We start from the raw sequence: 14,340 nt of genomic DNA, 5'->3' as shown, positions 1-14,340 counted from the left end.
TATGGTGAACTTTGAAACCCACATGGCCCTCACCCGCCTGTATGCCGATTACGCCCTGGCCGTGGACAGCGGCCAATGGGATTTGTGGCCCGAGTTTTTCACCGAGCAGTGCGTGTACAAACTCATTCCGCGTGAGAACCATGAGCGCGGCTTTCCGCTGTGCACGCTGTCGTTCACCAGCAAAGGCATGCTCAAAGACCGTGTCTACGGCATTCAAGAGACGCTGTACCACGACCCGTATTACCAGCGCCACGTGGTGGGCGCGCCCGTGGTGCGACAGGTCGAGGGCGACCGCATCCAATCGGAAGCCAATTACGCGGTGTTCCGCACCAAACTCGACAAGGCCAGCACCGTGTTCAATGTGGGCCGCTACATCGACACCATCGTGCCAACCCCCGAAGGCCTGAAGTTCGCCGAACGCCTGTGTGTGTACGACAGCGAAATGATCCCCAACGCCATCATTTACCCGATATGACCATGACAAACTGGATTGACGTGGCCGCCGAGGCCGATTTGTTCGAAGGCGCGGGCATCGCCGTGACGCCCGAAGGACAAGACATTGCCTTGTTCAGCGTGGAGGGCGAGGTGTTCGCCATCAACAACCTGTGCACCCACGGCAACGCCAAATTGTGCGATGGCTTTGTGGAAGGCGACCACGTGGAGTGCCCCTTTCACCAAGCCCAGTTCAGCCTGCGCGATGGGGCGGTGGCTTGTGGCCCCGCCACAGAACCGGCCAAGACCTGGCCGATCAAACTCGAAGGCGGTCGGGTGTTCCTTCAGCTGGGCTGAGATCCAGTGCGGTGCGCTTGAGCAGCATCGCATCACCATAACTGAAGAAGCGGTACTGGTTCGCAATCGCGTGGCGGTACAGCCCCATGATGTGCTCGTAGCCCGCAAAGGCACTCACCAGCATCATCAGCGTGCTTTTAGGTAAGTGAAAGTTGGTGATCAGCCGGTCGACCACCTGAAAGTCAAAGCCCGGGGTGATGAAAATTTGTGTGTCGCCGCTGGCCTGGCCAAACTGGGCCCAGGATTCGAGCGTGCGCACCGTGGTCGTGCCCACCGCCACCACTTGGCCACCACGCGCCTTGCATTCGGCAATCGCCTGCTGCGTGGCTTCGGGCACCTCGTACCACTCGCTGTGCATGGTGTGCTCGGCAATGTTCTCGGTCTTGACGGGCTGGAAGGTGCCCGCGCCCACATGCAGCGTCACGCTGGCCGTTTGCACGCCTCTCGCCTTCAAGGCGGTCAGTACACCCTCGTCAAAATGCAGCGCCGCCGTGGGTGCGGCCACTGCGCCGGGCGCGCGCGCGAACACCGTCTGGTAACGCTGTGCGTCTTCTGCGGTGTCGGCATGCTCGCCCGTGCCCGCTGGGCGCTCAATGTAGGGGGGCAAGGGCATCACGCCGTGCTTTTCCATCAAGGCGTGCGGCTCGTCGCTCAGCTGCAGGTGAAACAGCTGGCCGTTTTCATCAGGCCAACGGCCCAGCAAAACAGCATCGAAACCACCGTGGCGCGCGCCGCCTGCCAAATGCATCTTGCCGCCGAGCAGGGGCTTTTTGCTGACCCGCATGTGCGCCACCACCTGGTGGCCCGGGAGCACGCGCTCGATCAGCAACTCGAGTTTGCCGCCCGATGCCTTCTCGCCAAAGATGCGCGCCTTGACCACCTTGGTGTCGTTGAACACCAGCAGATCGCCGGCATTGAGCAGGCCCGGCAGCTCATGAAAAATCCGGTCCACCACCGCGGGTGAGGAGCCGTCCAGCAAACGCGAGGCGCTGCGCTCGGTGGCCGGGTGTTGGGCGATCAGTGGGGTGGGGAGTTCGAAGTCGAAATCACTCAGGGTGAAGTCGCGGGGGGCGGCAGAAGAGGACATGGTGGTGGGGCTTGACAGGCCCGAACAAAGCAAAAGAAAACAGGATTTTGCCTGAACGATGCATTTCCTCGAAGCGATCTTGGGGCGTGGCAGTCACGGCACAATCAGGGCATGCCGCCCAAGCCTGCACCCCCACCCACTTCAACGCTGTCCGCGCCCCAAAAAGCGCTGATCAAGCTGGGCTTGCGGCGCGACATTGATTTGGCGCTGCACCTGCCGCTGCGCTACGAGGACGAGACGCGCATCGTCAAATTGCGCGATGCACGCGAGGGCGATACCGCGCAGATCGAGGCGACGGTGACCGCCTGCGAGATCACGATGCGGCCGCGCCGCCAGTTGTTGGTGACGGTGGACGACGGCTCGGACACTTGCGTGATGCGGTTTTTCAGTTTTTACCCTTCGCACCAAAAGGCGCTGGCGGTGGGCAACCGCATTCGGGCGCGGGGCGAGGTCAAGGGCGGTTTCATGGGATTGACCATGATGCACCCGACCTTCAAGGCGGCGGGCGGCAACTTGGCCGAGGCTTTGACGCCGGTGTATTCCACCGTGGCCGGCCTGGCCCAGGCCTATTTGCGCCGGGCGGTCATCAACGGGCTGAACCATGCCGACTTGAGTGAAACCATGCCTGCGGGTATCGCTTGGCCCGACCCCCGAGGGGCGTGGTCACTGCGCGATGCCTTGCGTTTTTTGCACCACCCCACACCCGATGTGTCGCTGGCCGCCTTGGAGGACCGCAGCCACCCGGCCTGGATTCGCCTCAAATGCGAGGAGCTGCTGGCGCAGCAGTTGTCGCAGCTGACGGCCAAGCGCGAACGCGATTTGCTGCGCGCCCCAGCCCTCAAGCTCAAGCCCCAAGGGCTGTACGGACAGCTATTAGACGCTTTGCCATTCGGATTGACGAATGCCCAACAGCGTGTGGGCCAAGAAATTGCCCTGGATTTGGCCCGACCGGTGCCCATGCACCGCCTGCTGCAAGGCGATGTGGGCGCGGGCAAAACCGTGGTGGCCGCGCTGGCGGCCATGGTGGCGGTGGACGCGGGCTGGCAATGCGCGTTGATGGCGCCGACCGAAATTTTGGCGACCCAGCACTTTGCCAAATTGGTGGGCTGGCTCGAGCCTTTGGGCGTGAAAGTGGCCTGGCTGATTGGCAGCCAAAAGAAGAAAGAGCGCGCAGAAATGCTGGCGCTGATCGAGTCGGGCGAAGCCGCGCTGGTGGTGGGCACGCACGCGGTCATTCAAGAGCACGTCAAGTTCAAAAACTTGGCGCTGGCCGTGATCGACGAGCAGCACCGTTTTGGCGTGGCGCAGCGTTTGGCTTTGCGCGGCAAGATGCAGGCCGATGGCATGGAGCCCCACATGCTGATGATGACGGCCACACCCATTCCGCGCACCCTGGCCATGAGCTATTACGCCGACCTCGATGTCTCGGTGATCGACGAGTTGCCGCCCGGGCGCACCCCCATCGTGACCCGGGTGGTGTCGGACCACCGCCGCGATGAAGTGGTCTCGCGCATTGGGGCGCAGTTGCAAGAGGGTCGGCAGGTGTATTGGGTGTGCCCGCTCATCGAAGAAAGCGAGGCGCTGGACCTGACCAACGCCACCCAAACGCACGCCGACCTGAGCGAAGCGCTGCCGGGCGTGATGGTGGGCCTGCTGCATTCGCGCATGCCCGTGGCCGAAAAGAAGGCCGTGATGGAACTTTTCACCGCAGGCGTCATGGGTGTGCTGGTCAGCACCACGGTGATTGAAGTGGGCGTGGACGTGCCCAATGCCTCGCTGATGGTGATCGAACACGCTGAGCGCTTTGGCCTGTCCCAGCTGCACCAGTTGCGCGGCCGGGTGGGGCGCGGGGCGGCGGCGTCGGCCTGTGTGTTGCTGTACGGCACACCCGAGGGGGGACGCCTGAGTGAAACCGCCCGCGAACGCTTGCGGGCCATGGTGGAGACGAATGACGGTTTCGAGATCGCGCGCCGCGATTTGGAAATTCGTGGGCCGGGCGAGTTTTTGGGGGCCCGCCAGTCGGGTGCGCCCTTGCTGCGCTTTGCCGAGCTGGAAACCGATGGGCATTTGCTCGATTGGGCGCGGGCCCTGGCCCCGCAGATGCTGGACCAGCACGCGCCACTTGCCGAACGCCACATTGGCCGTTGGTTGGGCGGAAAATCCGAGTACCTGAAGGCTTGATGTTCAAATAACACCCATGACCCTGACCGAACTCAAATACATCGTGGCCGTGGCCCGAGAAAAGCATTTTGGCAAGGCCGCCGAGGCTTGCTTTGTGTCGCAGCCCACGCTGTCACTGGCCATCAAGAAGCTCGAAGAAGAGCTGGAAGTCAAACTGTTTGAGCGCAGTGCCAGCGAGGTGTCGGTGACCACGCTGGGCGAAGAGATCGTGCGTCAGGCGCAAAGCGTGCTGGAGCAAGCCGCCGAGATCAAGGAAATTGCCAAGCGCGGCAAAGACCCGCTGGCGGGGACCATGCGCTTGGGCGTCATCTACACCATTGGGCCTTATTTGCTGCCTGACTTGGTGCGCCAGATCATCACCGACATCCCGCAGATGCCCTTGATGCTGCAAGAGAATTTCACGGTACGCCTGCTCGAGATGCTGCGCACGGGCGAGCTCGACTGCGCCATATTGGCCGAGCCCTTTCCCGAGTCGGGACTGGCGGTGGCGCCCTTGTACGACGAGAGTTTCATGGCCGCCTTGCCCTTGAACCACGCCTTGGCCCAAGAGACGTCCATCTCTACAGAGCAACTGAAAAACGAGAACATGCTTTTGCTGGGGGCAGGACACTGTTTCCGCGACCATGTGTTGGAGGTGTGCCCCGAATTTGCCCGGTATGCGAGTCAAACCGATGGCATCCGCAAGACGTTTGAGGGCTCGTCGCTGGAGACCATCAAGCACATGGTGGCCGCGGGCATGGGGGTGACCTTGGTGCCCCGCATGTCGGTGCCTGACCTCAAACCTGTTCACAAGCGCTCGGGCGGGCACCACGACTCTCCTGTGCGTTACTTGCCCATCGTGGACCCTGCGGGCGGCAAGCCGCCCACCCGGCGCGTGGTGCTGGTTTGGCGCCGCAGTTTCACCCGCTACGAAGCGATTGCGGCTGTTCGCAACGCCATTTACGCCTGTCCACTGCCGGGCGTCACGCGCCTGTCCTGAGTGTTTGTGTGGGAGCGAGCCCCTGCTCGCGAATCGGGGCATGAGCCACTGTAGGCATTCGGCCGCAGGGGCAGCCTCCCACAAACCATCCACAAACAGATAATGTCCGCATGACCGACAAACTCAAGCTCTATCTGGACCTGATCCGCTGGAACAGACCCGCGGGTTGGTTGCTGTTGTTGTGGCCCTCTTTGGCGGCACTTTGGGTCGCCGCTGACGGGTTTCCCGGTTGGCATTTGATGGCCGTGTTCACGCTGGGCACCATCCTGATGCGCAGCGCAGGCTGCTGCATCAATGATGTGGCCGATCGCGACTTTGACAGGCACGTCAAACGCACCGCCAACCGCCCGGTGACCAGCGGTCGCATCGCTGTCAAAGAGGCGCTGGCCGTGGGGGTGGTGCTGGCGCTGTGCGCCTTCGCTTTGGTCTTGACCACGAATGCCGCCACCATCCAGTGGTCGTTTGCGGCTTTGGCGGTCACGCTCTTGTACCCCTATGCCAAACGCCTCGTGTCGATGCCTCAGGCCGTGCTGGGTGTGGCTTTCAGTTTCGGCATCCCCATGGCGTTTGCCGCAGTTCAGGGGCAAGTGCCCCCCTTGGCCTGGGGTTTGCTGGTGGGCAATTTGTTTTGGGTGCTGGCCTACGACACCGAATACGCGATGGTGGACCGCGATGACGATTTGAAAATCGGCATGAAAACCTCGGCCATCACCTTGGGGCGCTGGGATGTGGTGGCCATCGCAGGCTTTTATGTGGCGTACTTGGCGATGTGGGCGGTCTTGCTGGACGTTTCAGCACGCGGCCTTGGGTTGTTCATGGGGCTGGCCGGAGCCGCCGCTCAGGTGGTTTGGCATCTCCTGCTGATCAAGGACCGCACCCGCGAGGGGTGCTTCAAGGCCTTTCGGCTGAACCATTGGTTGGGCTTCAGCGTCTTTGCGGGCGTGGTCTTGTCGTACCGCTGATCAGCCCGCTTCTCCGTGAGCCTCAGGCCTTGCCAAACTCATCGCCCAACTCCCGCGCACGCACCTCGGCCGCTTGCATGGCTTTCACAAATGAAGCTTTGACGCCCGAGGCTTCGAGTGAGGTGATGGCCGCATAAGTCGTGCCGCCCTTGGAGGTCACGCGCTGACGGAGCACTTCCACCGGTTCTGCCGATGCGGCAGCCAAAGAGGATGCCCCTGAAAAAGTCGCGACCGCCAATTGATGGGCTTGCTCGGCGCTCAGGCCCATGCCGACACCCGCTTCGGTCATGGCTTCCAGGAAATAAAACACATAGGCTGGGCCCGAGCCCGAGAGCGCCGTGACGGCATCGAGGTGGGTTTCTTGCTGAACCCACATGAATTGCCCGGTGGTGCCGATGACGCGCTCGACCAAGGTCTGGTCTGTGGGCGTGACCGATGGACAAGAAAACAAGCCGGTGATGCCCTGGCCCACCAGCGCGGGCGTGTTGGGCATGCACCTCACCACGCGTTCGGTTCCCACCCAGCGGCAGATGCTGTCGGTGCGAATGCCTGCGGCAACCGACAAATGGAGTGCAGAACGTGTATGGGGAATGACCGGGATGGCCGCTTCGGCAAAGACTTGGGGCTTGACCGCCCAAACCACCATGTCGGCGCGTGACAAAGAAGCGTCAGCGGCGCGCAGTGCGGTGATGCCGAAATCGGCCTGGAGTTTGGCAGCTGTCTCCGCAAACGGCTCCAGCACCATGATTTGCTCAGGCTTCATGCCCTGACGGATCAAACCGCCGATAATGGCGCTGGCCATGTTGCCGCCGCCGATGAATGCCAAGGAATTGGAAAATGTGAACATAGGTGTGAGGAGATCGGGAAATCGGTGAAATGCAGGAGGCATTGTCCCTTTTTCGGGGGTGACCCTGGACCGAGATCGGGCAACCAGGCCCTGGCCCGCCCCAAAAATGGGGCTCTGACACCAAATATTTGCAAATAAATTCCCAAAGATGTTGCGCACGGCTGTCTTTTCAGTCATAATCGTGGGCTTCGCCTATCAAAAGGCGTAGTTATCTGCCCAATCTGAAGCGCAGCGAGTGGTTCGCGGTGTGAATGACGGGTCCAAGACTGATTTCAGTGCGTTGGCTTCAAGGCTGGCGCATAAGAAATACAAGTTGGGAACAAAGAAATGATCCAGACAGAATCTCGGTTGGATGTGGCCGACAACACCGGCGCCAAGTCCGTGCTGTGCATCAAGGTGCTCGGCGGGTCTAAGCGTCGCTATGCAAGTGTTGGCGACATCATCAAAGTGAGCATCAAAGAAGCCGCTCCACGTGGTCGCGTCAAAAAAGGCGAGATCTACAGTGCTGTGGTGGTTCGCACTGCCAAAGGCATCCGCCGTGGCGATGGCTCCCTCATCAAATTCGATGGCAATGCTGCTGTGTTGCTGAATGCCAAGTTGGAGCCCATCGGCACCCGCATCTTCGGCCCGGTCACGCGTGAACTGCGTACCGAGAAGTTCATGAAGATCGTGTCCCTGGCTCCTGAAGTACTGTAAGGACGCGCCATGAACAAGATTCGCACAGGCGACGAAGTCATCGTCATCACAGGTCGTGACAAAGGCAAGCGCGGCAAAGTTTCGTCGCGCGCCAGCGATTCGCACCTGCTGATTGACGGCATCAACATCGTCAAAAAACACGCCAAGCCAAACCCCATGAAGGGCACAACTGGCGGCATCATCGAAAAGGCCATGCCGATTCACCAATCCAATGTGGCGATTTTCAACGCCGCAACAGGCAAGGCTGATCGCGTGGGCATTAAGCTGCAAGCTGACGGCAAACGCGTTCGCGTTTACAAGTCGAGCGGCGAAGAAATCAAGGTGGCATGAGCATGGCACGTTTGCAACAACTCTTCCGCGAGAAAATCGCTGCTGAACTGACGGCCAAATTTGGTTACACGTCACCCATGCAGGTTCCTCGCATCACCAAGATCACCTTGAACATGGGTGTGTCTGAAGCTGTGGCTGACAAGAAAGTCATGGACCACGCTGTGAGCGACTTGACCAAGATCGCAGGCCAGAAGCCTGTGGTGACCAAGGCCAAGAAAGCCATTGCCGGCTTCAAGATCCGTGAACAACAGCCTATCGGTTGCATGGTGACCTTGCGCGGTGTTCAGATGTATGAATTCCTGGATCGTTTCGTGACCGTGGCTTTGCCTCGCGTTCGTGACTTCCGCGGTATTTCTGGTCGCGCATTCGATGGCCGTGGCAACTACAACATCGGCGTTAAAGAGCAGATCATTTTCCCTGAGATTGAGTACGACAAGGTCGATGCCTTGCGCGGTCTCAACATCAGCATCACCACAACGGCCAAGTCTGACGAAGAGTGCAAAGCGCTCTTGACAGCTTTCCGCTTCCCCTTCAAGAACTGAGGTGTCACGTGGCTAAAGTAGCTTTGATCGAGCGCGAGCTCAAGCGTGAAAAACTGGCGGCCAAATTCGCAAAAAAATATGCGGAATTGAAAGCCATCGCCAACGATGCCAAGCGCAGCGATGAAGAGCGTGCAGCTGCCCGTCTGGGTCTGCAAAAGCTCCCGCGCAACGCCAACCCGACCCGCCAACGCAACCGCTGTGAAATCACCGGTCGCCCACGCGGTACGTTCCGTCAATTTGGTCTGGGCCGCGCCAAGATCCGTGAATTAGCCTTCGCAGGCAACATTCCGGGCGTGACCAAAGCCAGCTGGTAATCGGCAGGAGATAACAACATGAGCATGAGTGATCCTATTGCCGATCTGTTGACCCGCATCCGTAATGCACAGATGGTGGCCAAAGCCGCCGTGATGGTGCCTTCATCCAAAGTGAAGGTGGCCATTGCTCAAGTGCTCAAAGATGAAGGCTACATTGATGGCTTCCAAGTCAAAACCGAAGATGGCAAAGCCACCCTCGAAATCGCCCTGAAGTACTACGCTGGCCGTCCGGTCATCGAGCGTATTGAGCGCGTGAGCCGTCCTGGCCTGCGCGTGTACAAAGGCCGTGATGCTATTCCTCAAGTCCAAAACGGCTTGGGCGTGGCCATCGTCACCACACCTCAGGGCGTGATGACTGATCGCAAAGCACGTGCAGCCGGTGTCGGCGGCGAAGTGCTGTGCTACGTCGCTTAAAGGGAGAAAAAGAATGTCCCGCGTAGGAAAAATGCCTGTGACCATCCCCGCTGGTGTGGATGTGTCGATCAAACAAGATCAAATCAGTGTGAAAGGCGCTGGTGGTCAATTGGCCATCGCCGCCAACATGCTGGTGAATGTGAGCAACGAAGGTGGCAAGCTGAGCTTTGCCCCTGCCAACGATTCACGTGAAGCCAATGCCATGAGCGGCACCTTGCGTCAGTTGGTGAACAACATGGTCACTGGCGTGACCAAAGGCTTTGAGAAGAAGCTCAACCTGGTTGGCGTGGGTTACAAAGCGGCCGCCTCTGGCGCCAAATTGAACCTGGCTGTTGGTTATTCACACCCCGTCAACATCGACATGCCTGCTGGCATCACGGTGGCCACCCCCAGCGCGACTGAAATCGTGATCAAGGGTGCCGACCGTCAACGTGTTGGCCAAATTGCTGCTGAGATCCGTGCTGTTCGTCCTCCTGAGCCTTACAAGGGCAAGGGCATCCGTTATTCGGATGAGAAGATCACGATCAAAGAGACCAAGAAGAAATAAGGAGCTGCATCATGTTGACCAAGAAAGAGCAGCGTCTGCGTCGTGCACGCCAAACACGCATCCGCATTGCACAGCAAGGCGTGGCGCGCTTGACAGTGAGCCGCACCAACCTGCACATCTATGCCAGCGTTATCTCTGGCTGCGGTACCAAAGTGTTGGCCAGCGCATCCACCGCCGAAGCCGAAGTGCGCACGGCCTTGGGTGCTGCAGGCAAAGGCGGCAATGCCGCTGCAGCCACAGTGATTGGCAAGCGCATTGCTGAAAAAGCAAAAGCCGCTGGCGTTGAGAAGGTCGCCTTCGACCGCGCAGGTTTCGCTTACCACGGTCGCGTCAAGGCTTTGGCCGAAGCAGCCCGTGAAGCAGGTCTGCAGTTCTAAACGGATCGGAGTTACAAATGGCTAAATTTACAGCAAAACCGCAGAGCGACGGTCCTGAAGACGGTCTGCGCGAGAAGATGATCGCGGTCAACCGCGTGACCAAAGTGGTGAAGGGCGGCCGTATCCTCGGTTTCGCAGCCTTGACTGTGGTCGGTGACGGCGATGGCAAAGTAGGCATGGGCAAAGGCAAATCGAAAGAAGTGCCAGCAGCCGTGCAAAAGGCGATGGAAGAAGCCCGTCGCAACTTGGCCAAAGTTCACCTCAAGAACGGCACGATTCACCATGCAGTGCACGGTCACCATGGCGCTGCACGCGTCATGATGGCGCCAGCGCCAAAGGGTACCGGCATCATCGCTGGTGGTCCTATGCGCGCCGTGTTTGAAGTGGTGGGCATCACGGACATCGTGGCCAAGAGCCACGGTTCATCCAACCCTTACAACATGGTTCGTGCCACCTTGGACGCTTTGTCCAACTGCACAACAGCTTCCAACGTGGCTGCCAAACGTGGCAAGTCGGTTGAAGAGTTGTTCGGCTGAACCGGAGATCGAACATGACGACACAATCCACCGTGAAAGTCCAACTGGTTCGCAGCCCGATTGGCACCAAAGAGTCACACCGCGCCACAGTGCGTGGCCTGGGTCTGCGCAAGCTCAATTCTGTGAGCGAGTTGCAAGACACGCCCGCAGTGCGCGGCATGATCAACAAGATCAGCTATCTGGTCAAAGTTCTCTAAGAGGCGAATGATGGAACTTAACAGCATCAAGCCCGCAGAAGGCTCTAAGCACGCGCCACGTCGCGTGGGCCGTGGTATCGGTTCGGGTTTGGGTAAAACCGCCGGCCGTGGTCACAAAGGTCAAAAATCACGTTCAGGCGGCTACCACAAGGTGGGCTTCGAAGGCGGTCAAATGCCTTTGCAGCGTCGTTTGCCTAAGCGCGGTTTCAAATCGCATTTGCTCAAGTACAACGCTGAAATCACACTGACGACCTTGTCTCGTTTGGACTTGGCTGAAGTGGATGTTTTGGCATTGAAGCAAGCCGGTTTGGTTTCGCAAATGGCCAAAGTGGTCAAAGTGATCAACACGGGTGAGTTGTCCAAAGCTGTCAAGTTGACAGGCATTGGTGCAACTGCAGGTGCTAAGGCAGCCATTGAGGCTGCTGGCGGCTCCATCGCCTGAATGTTCATAAGCGAGAAACACTGTGGCAACCAGCGCTAATACAACAGCTAAAGCAGACAAGTTCGGCGATTTGCGTCGTCGTCTTCTGTTTTTGTTGCTCGCCCTGGTTGTTTACCGTGCAGGCGCTCACATTCCTGTGCCGGGCATTGACCCTGAACAACTCAAGCAGTTGTTCAACGGTCAGCAAGGCGGCATCTTGAATCTGTTCAATATGTTTTCCGGTGGCGCATTGTCCCGGTTCACTATTTTTGCCCTGGGCATCATGCCGTACATTTCTGCCTCCATCGTGATGCAGCTGTTGACGTATGTGGTGCCATCGTTTGAACAGATGAAAAAAGAAGGCGAAGCTGGCCGACGAAAAATCACCCAGTACACGCGCTTCGGTGCTTTGGGTCTGGCTCTTTTTCAGTCGTTCGGTATTGCGGTTGCACTGGAGGCTTCGGCCGGCCTGGTGATCAATCCTGGCATGGGATTTCGGATGACAGCTGTGGTCAGTTTGACTGCTGGATCCATGTTCCTCATGTGGCTCGGTGAACAAATCACCGAACGAGGTTTGGGCAACGGCATTTCGATTCTGATTTTTGCTGGCATTGCCGCTGGCTTGCCCAGTGCTTTGGGTGGCTTATTTGAGTTGGTTCGCACGGGCGCCATGAACCCTTTGATCTCCATATTGATCATTGTGGTGGTGGCTCTGGTCACCTACTTTGTGGTGTTTGTCGAGCGCGGACAGCGAAAAATTCTTGTGAATTACGCTCGCCGTCAAGTGGGCAACAAGGTGTATGGCGGTCAGTCATCCCATTTGCCCCTCAAGCTGAACATGGCGGGTGTGATTCCTCCAATTTTTGCGTCTTCCATCATTTTGTTGCCTGCAACATTGATTGGATGGTTCAGTTCAGGCTCTTCTGAGAGTGCTGTCGTTCGTTTCTTCAAAGATGTGGCGAACGCATTGGCCCCCGGTCAGCCTGTCTATGTGATGTTTTACGCCGCTGCGATCATTTTCTTCTGTTTTTTCTACACAGCGTTGGTGTTCAACAGCCGTGAGACCGCAGACAATTTGAAGAAAAGCGGCGCGTTCATTCCAGGTATCCGCCCCGGAGACCAAACTGCAAAGCACATCGACAAGATTCTTTTGCGTTTGACAGCTGTCGGTGCCGCATACATCACCTTCGTGTGTCTGCTGCCTGAGTTTTTGATTCTGAAATACAATGTTCCGTTTTACTTTGGCGGCACATCGTTGCTGATCATTGTGGTCGTGACCATGGATTTCATGGCTCAAGTACAAAATTACTTGATGTCACAACAGTACGATTCGCTTTTGAAAAAGGCGAGCTTCAAGTCTTGATGGATTTGATCGAGGTTTGGTAAAGAACCTTGCGCAATTTGTGCAAGGCCATATTTTTCACCTGGTCTGAAAAGTCTGGGTATCGATGAGTTTTAGGAGAGAACCATGAGAGTTTCTGCTTCGGTGAAAAAAATTTGCCGTAACTGCAAGGTCATTCGCCGTAAAGGCGTTGTTCGTGTGATCTGTACAGATCCACGTCACAAGCAGCGTCAAGGCTGATTGAATTAGTTTTAGAGGACGAAAATGGCACGTATCGCTGGCATCAACATTCCGCCGCACAAACATGCTGAAATTGGCTTGACAGCCATTTTTGGTATTGGTCGCACCCGCGCTCGACAAATTTGCGAGGCCTCTGGCATCGCTTATTCCAAAAAGATCAAAGATCTGACGGACGCTGATCTCGAAAAAATTCGCGATCAAATCGCAGTGTTCACCATTGAAGGTGATCTGCGTCGCGAAACCACCATGAACATCAAGCGTTTGATGGACATCGGTTGCTACCGTGGTTTCCGTCATCGTCGTGGCTTGCCCATGCGTGGTCAGCGTACACGCACCAATGCACGTACTCGCAAGGGTCCGCGCAAAGGCGCTGCGGCTCTGAAGAAATAAGCAGGATTGAGAGACCACTATGGCAAAAGCACAATCAAACAGCGCATCACAACGTGTCCGCAAAAAAGTTCGCAAGAACATTGCTGACGGTATTGCACACGTTCACGCGTCGTTCAACAACACCATCATCACCATCACCGACCGCCAAGGCAATGCTCTGTCTTGGGCTTCTTCGGGTGGCCAAGGCTTCAAAGGTTCGCGCAAATCGACACCTTTCGCAGCCCAGGTTGCTTCTGAAGTGGCTGGTCGCGCAGCGCAAGAACAAGGCATCAAGAACTTGGACGTCGAGATCAAGGGCCCAGGCCCCGGTCGTGAGTCTTCCGTTCGCGCTTTGGGTGCCTTGGGTATCCGCATCACATCCATCGCTGATGTGACACCCGTCCCGCACAACGGTTGCCGCCCACAAAAGCGTCGCCGTATCTAATTTCAAACCAAGCCCACCGCCAGGCCATGCTTGCATCGCCTGGCTCCCGCATTTTTGATGCGGTAGTTGCATAAAAGGAAAATCAAGTGGCACGCTACCTCGGCCCCAAGGCCAAACTTTCTCGCCGTGAAGGCACCGACTTGTTCCTCAAGAGCGCCCGTCGCTCGATTGCGGACAAGTCCAAATTTGACACCAAGCCTGGCCAACACGGCCGCACTTCGGGTCAGCGCACATCAGACTACGGCTTGCAGTTGCGTGAAAAGCAAAAAGTCAAGCGCATGTACGGTGTGTTGGAGAAGCAATTCCGCCGCTACTTCGCTGAAGCCGATCGCCGCAAAGGCAACACAGGCTCTAACTTGTTGGCTTTGCTCGAGTGCCGTTTGGACAACGTGGTCTACCGCATGGGCTTTGGCTCCACGCGCGCAGAAGCACGTCAGATGGTTTCACACAAAGCCATCACGGTGAATGGCCAATCCGTGAACATCCCGTCGTACCTGGTCAAGGCCGGTGACGTGATCGCTGTTCGTGAAAAATCCAAAAAGCAAAACCGCGTGGTTGAAGCTTTGCAATTGGCTTTGCAAGTGGGCATGCCTGCTTGGGTGGAAGTCAATGCCGACAAGGCAGAAGGCACCTTCAAGAAGGTTCCTGATCGTGATGAATTCGCTGCAGACATCAACGAATCCTTGATCGTCGAACTGTACTCGCGTTAATTCTGAGTCGTTTCA

22 protein-coding genes are annotated in these 14,340 nt (G+C 57.7%); 20 read left to right on the top strand and 2 right to left on the bottom strand.

Annotated elements, in window-relative coordinates; translation table 11 throughout:
* The first annotated feature begins 1 nt into the window (after position 1).
* Both B9Z31_RS13530 and B9Z31_RS13525 read left to right on the top strand, forming a co-directional pair.
* On the top strand, positions 2–475 hold the full coding sequence (locus tag B9Z31_RS13530; protein ID WP_100120094.1) for an aromatic-ring-hydroxylating dioxygenase subunit beta: 474 nt from the start codon (positions 2–4) through the stop codon (positions 473–475).
* Positions 472–789 carry a non-heme iron oxygenase ferredoxin subunit gene (locus B9Z31_RS13525; protein WP_100120093.1) on the top strand — a complete coding sequence of 106 codons (318 nt, stop codon included), beginning with the start codon at positions 472–474 and terminating at the stop codon, positions 787–789. Before B9Z31_RS13530 ends, B9Z31_RS13525 begins: the two co-directional genes overlap by 4 nt.
* Here B9Z31_RS13525 and queA read toward each other — a convergent pair.
* Positions 749–1,876 (bottom strand): tRNA preQ1(34) S-adenosylmethionine ribosyltransferase-isomerase QueA, encoded by a 1,128-nt coding sequence (queA, locus tag B9Z31_RS13520; RefSeq protein WP_100120092.1) that lies wholly within the window; start codon positions 1,874–1,876, stop codon positions 749–751. The genes B9Z31_RS13525 and queA overlap by 41 nt on opposite strands.
* 111 nt (positions 1,877–1,987) lie before the next feature.
* Here queA and recG point away from each other — a divergent pair, with 111 nt between their 5' ends.
* The 3 genes from recG (at position 1,988) to ubiA (ending at position 5,998) form a co-directional block, all read left to right on the top strand.
* Complete coding sequence (gene recG / locus B9Z31_RS13515; RefSeq protein ID WP_100120091.1) at positions 1,988–4,057, top strand: ATP-dependent DNA helicase RecG; 2,070 nt, start codon at positions 1,988–1,990, stop codon at positions 4,055–4,057.
* Positions 4,058–4,073: 16 nt separating this feature from the next.
* Positions 4,074–5,036: a LysR substrate-binding domain-containing protein gene (locus tag B9Z31_RS13510; RefSeq protein ID WP_100120090.1), complete on the top strand. Its 963-nt coding sequence runs from the start codon at positions 4,074–4,076 to the stop codon at positions 5,034–5,036.
* A gap of 110 nt (positions 5,037–5,146) precedes the next feature.
* On the top strand, positions 5,147–5,998 hold the full coding sequence (gene ubiA, locus B9Z31_RS13505; RefSeq protein WP_100120089.1) for a 4-hydroxybenzoate octaprenyltransferase: 852 nt from the start codon (positions 5,147–5,149) through the stop codon (positions 5,996–5,998).
* A gap of 22 nt (positions 5,999–6,020) precedes the next feature.
* Here ubiA and proC read toward each other — a convergent pair whose 3' ends face one another.
* Positions 6,021–6,845, bottom strand: a complete 825-nt coding sequence (gene proC, locus B9Z31_RS13500; RefSeq protein ID WP_100120088.1) for a pyrroline-5-carboxylate reductase — start codon at positions 6,843–6,845, stop codon at positions 6,021–6,023.
* A gap of 327 nt (positions 6,846–7,172) precedes the next feature.
* Here proC and rplN point away from each other — a divergent pair, with 327 nt between their 5' ends.
* The 15 genes from rplN (at position 7,173) to rpsD (ending at position 14,325) form a co-directional block, all read left to right on the top strand.
* Entirely contained in the window at positions 7,173–7,541 is a 369-nt protein-coding gene (gene rplN, locus B9Z31_RS13495) for a 50S ribosomal protein L14 (protein WP_019427444.1), read from the top strand.
* A gap of 9 nt (positions 7,542–7,550) precedes the next feature.
* A complete protein-coding gene (rplX, locus tag B9Z31_RS13490) occupies positions 7,551–7,871 on the top strand; it encodes a 50S ribosomal protein L24 (protein WP_062407194.1) in 321 nt (106 codons plus the stop codon).
* Positions 7,872–7,873: 2 nt separating this feature from the next.
* Positions 7,874–8,413 carry a 50S ribosomal protein L5 gene (gene rplE, locus B9Z31_RS13485; protein WP_100120212.1) on the top strand — a complete coding sequence of 180 codons (540 nt, stop codon included), beginning with the start codon at positions 7,874–7,876 and terminating at the stop codon, positions 8,411–8,413.
* Between the two features lie 8 nt (positions 8,414–8,421).
* The gene (rpsN, locus tag B9Z31_RS13480) at positions 8,422–8,727 is read left to right on the top strand and encodes a 30S ribosomal protein S14 (protein ID WP_053172533.1); all 306 of its coding nucleotides are present in this window, start codon (positions 8,422–8,424) and stop codon (positions 8,725–8,727) included.
* Positions 8,728–8,745: 18 nt separating this feature from the next.
* Entirely contained in the window at positions 8,746–9,141 is a 396-nt protein-coding gene (gene rpsH, locus B9Z31_RS13475; protein ID WP_062407198.1) for a 30S ribosomal protein S8, read from the top strand.
* Between the two features lie 13 nt (positions 9,142–9,154).
* Positions 9,155–9,688: a 50S ribosomal protein L6 gene (gene rplF / locus B9Z31_RS13470; protein ID WP_100120087.1), complete on the top strand. Its 534-nt coding sequence runs from the start codon at positions 9,155–9,157 to the stop codon at positions 9,686–9,688.
* A gap of 11 nt (positions 9,689–9,699) precedes the next feature.
* The gene (rplR, locus tag B9Z31_RS13465; protein ID WP_062407202.1) at positions 9,700–10,065 is read left to right on the top strand and encodes a 50S ribosomal protein L18; all 366 of its coding nucleotides are present in this window, start codon (positions 9,700–9,702) and stop codon (positions 10,063–10,065) included.
* A gap of 17 nt (positions 10,066–10,082) precedes the next feature.
* A complete protein-coding gene (rpsE, locus tag B9Z31_RS13460) occupies positions 10,083–10,601 on the top strand; it encodes a 30S ribosomal protein S5 (protein ID WP_019429274.1) in 519 nt (172 codons plus the stop codon).
* 14 nt (positions 10,602–10,615) lie between these two features.
* Complete coding sequence (gene rpmD, locus B9Z31_RS13455) at positions 10,616–10,798, top strand: 50S ribosomal protein L30 (RefSeq protein ID WP_089951917.1); 183 nt, start codon at positions 10,616–10,618, stop codon at positions 10,796–10,798.
* Positions 10,799–10,808: 10 nt separating this feature from the next.
* Positions 10,809–11,240, top strand: a complete 432-nt coding sequence (gene rplO, locus B9Z31_RS13450) for a 50S ribosomal protein L15 (protein WP_100120211.1) — start codon at positions 10,809–10,811, stop codon at positions 11,238–11,240.
* A gap of 22 nt (positions 11,241–11,262) precedes the next feature.
* Entirely contained in the window at positions 11,263–12,582 is a 1,320-nt protein-coding gene (gene secY / locus B9Z31_RS13445) for a preprotein translocase subunit SecY (RefSeq protein ID WP_100120086.1), read from the top strand.
* Between the two features lie 105 nt (positions 12,583–12,687).
* The gene (gene rpmJ, locus B9Z31_RS13440) at positions 12,688–12,801 is read left to right on the top strand and encodes a 50S ribosomal protein L36 (RefSeq protein WP_028820150.1); all 114 of its coding nucleotides are present in this window, start codon (positions 12,688–12,690) and stop codon (positions 12,799–12,801) included.
* A gap of 24 nt (positions 12,802–12,825) precedes the next feature.
* Entirely contained in the window at positions 12,826–13,191 is a 366-nt protein-coding gene (rpsM, locus tag B9Z31_RS13435; RefSeq protein ID WP_019429278.1) for a 30S ribosomal protein S13, read from the top strand.
* 19 nt (positions 13,192–13,210) lie between these two features.
* On the top strand, positions 13,211–13,615 hold the full coding sequence (gene rpsK / locus B9Z31_RS13430; RefSeq protein WP_019429279.1) for a 30S ribosomal protein S11: 405 nt from the start codon (positions 13,211–13,213) through the stop codon (positions 13,613–13,615).
* Between the two features lie 86 nt (positions 13,616–13,701).
* The gene (rpsD, locus tag B9Z31_RS13425) at positions 13,702–14,325 is read left to right on the top strand and encodes a 30S ribosomal protein S4 (protein ID WP_100120085.1); all 624 of its coding nucleotides are present in this window, start codon (positions 13,702–13,704) and stop codon (positions 14,323–14,325) included.
* Positions 14,326–14,340: the final 15 nt, after the last annotated feature.

Origin of the sequence: Limnohabitans sp. G3-2 (genome assembly GCF_002778275.1) — a bacterium.
GTDB lineage: Bacteria > Pseudomonadota > Gammaproteobacteria > Burkholderiales > Burkholderiaceae_C > Limnohabitans_A.
The sequence above is the reverse complement of the archived record's forward strand: the minus strand, read 5'-3'. Positions and strand labels throughout refer to the sequence as shown.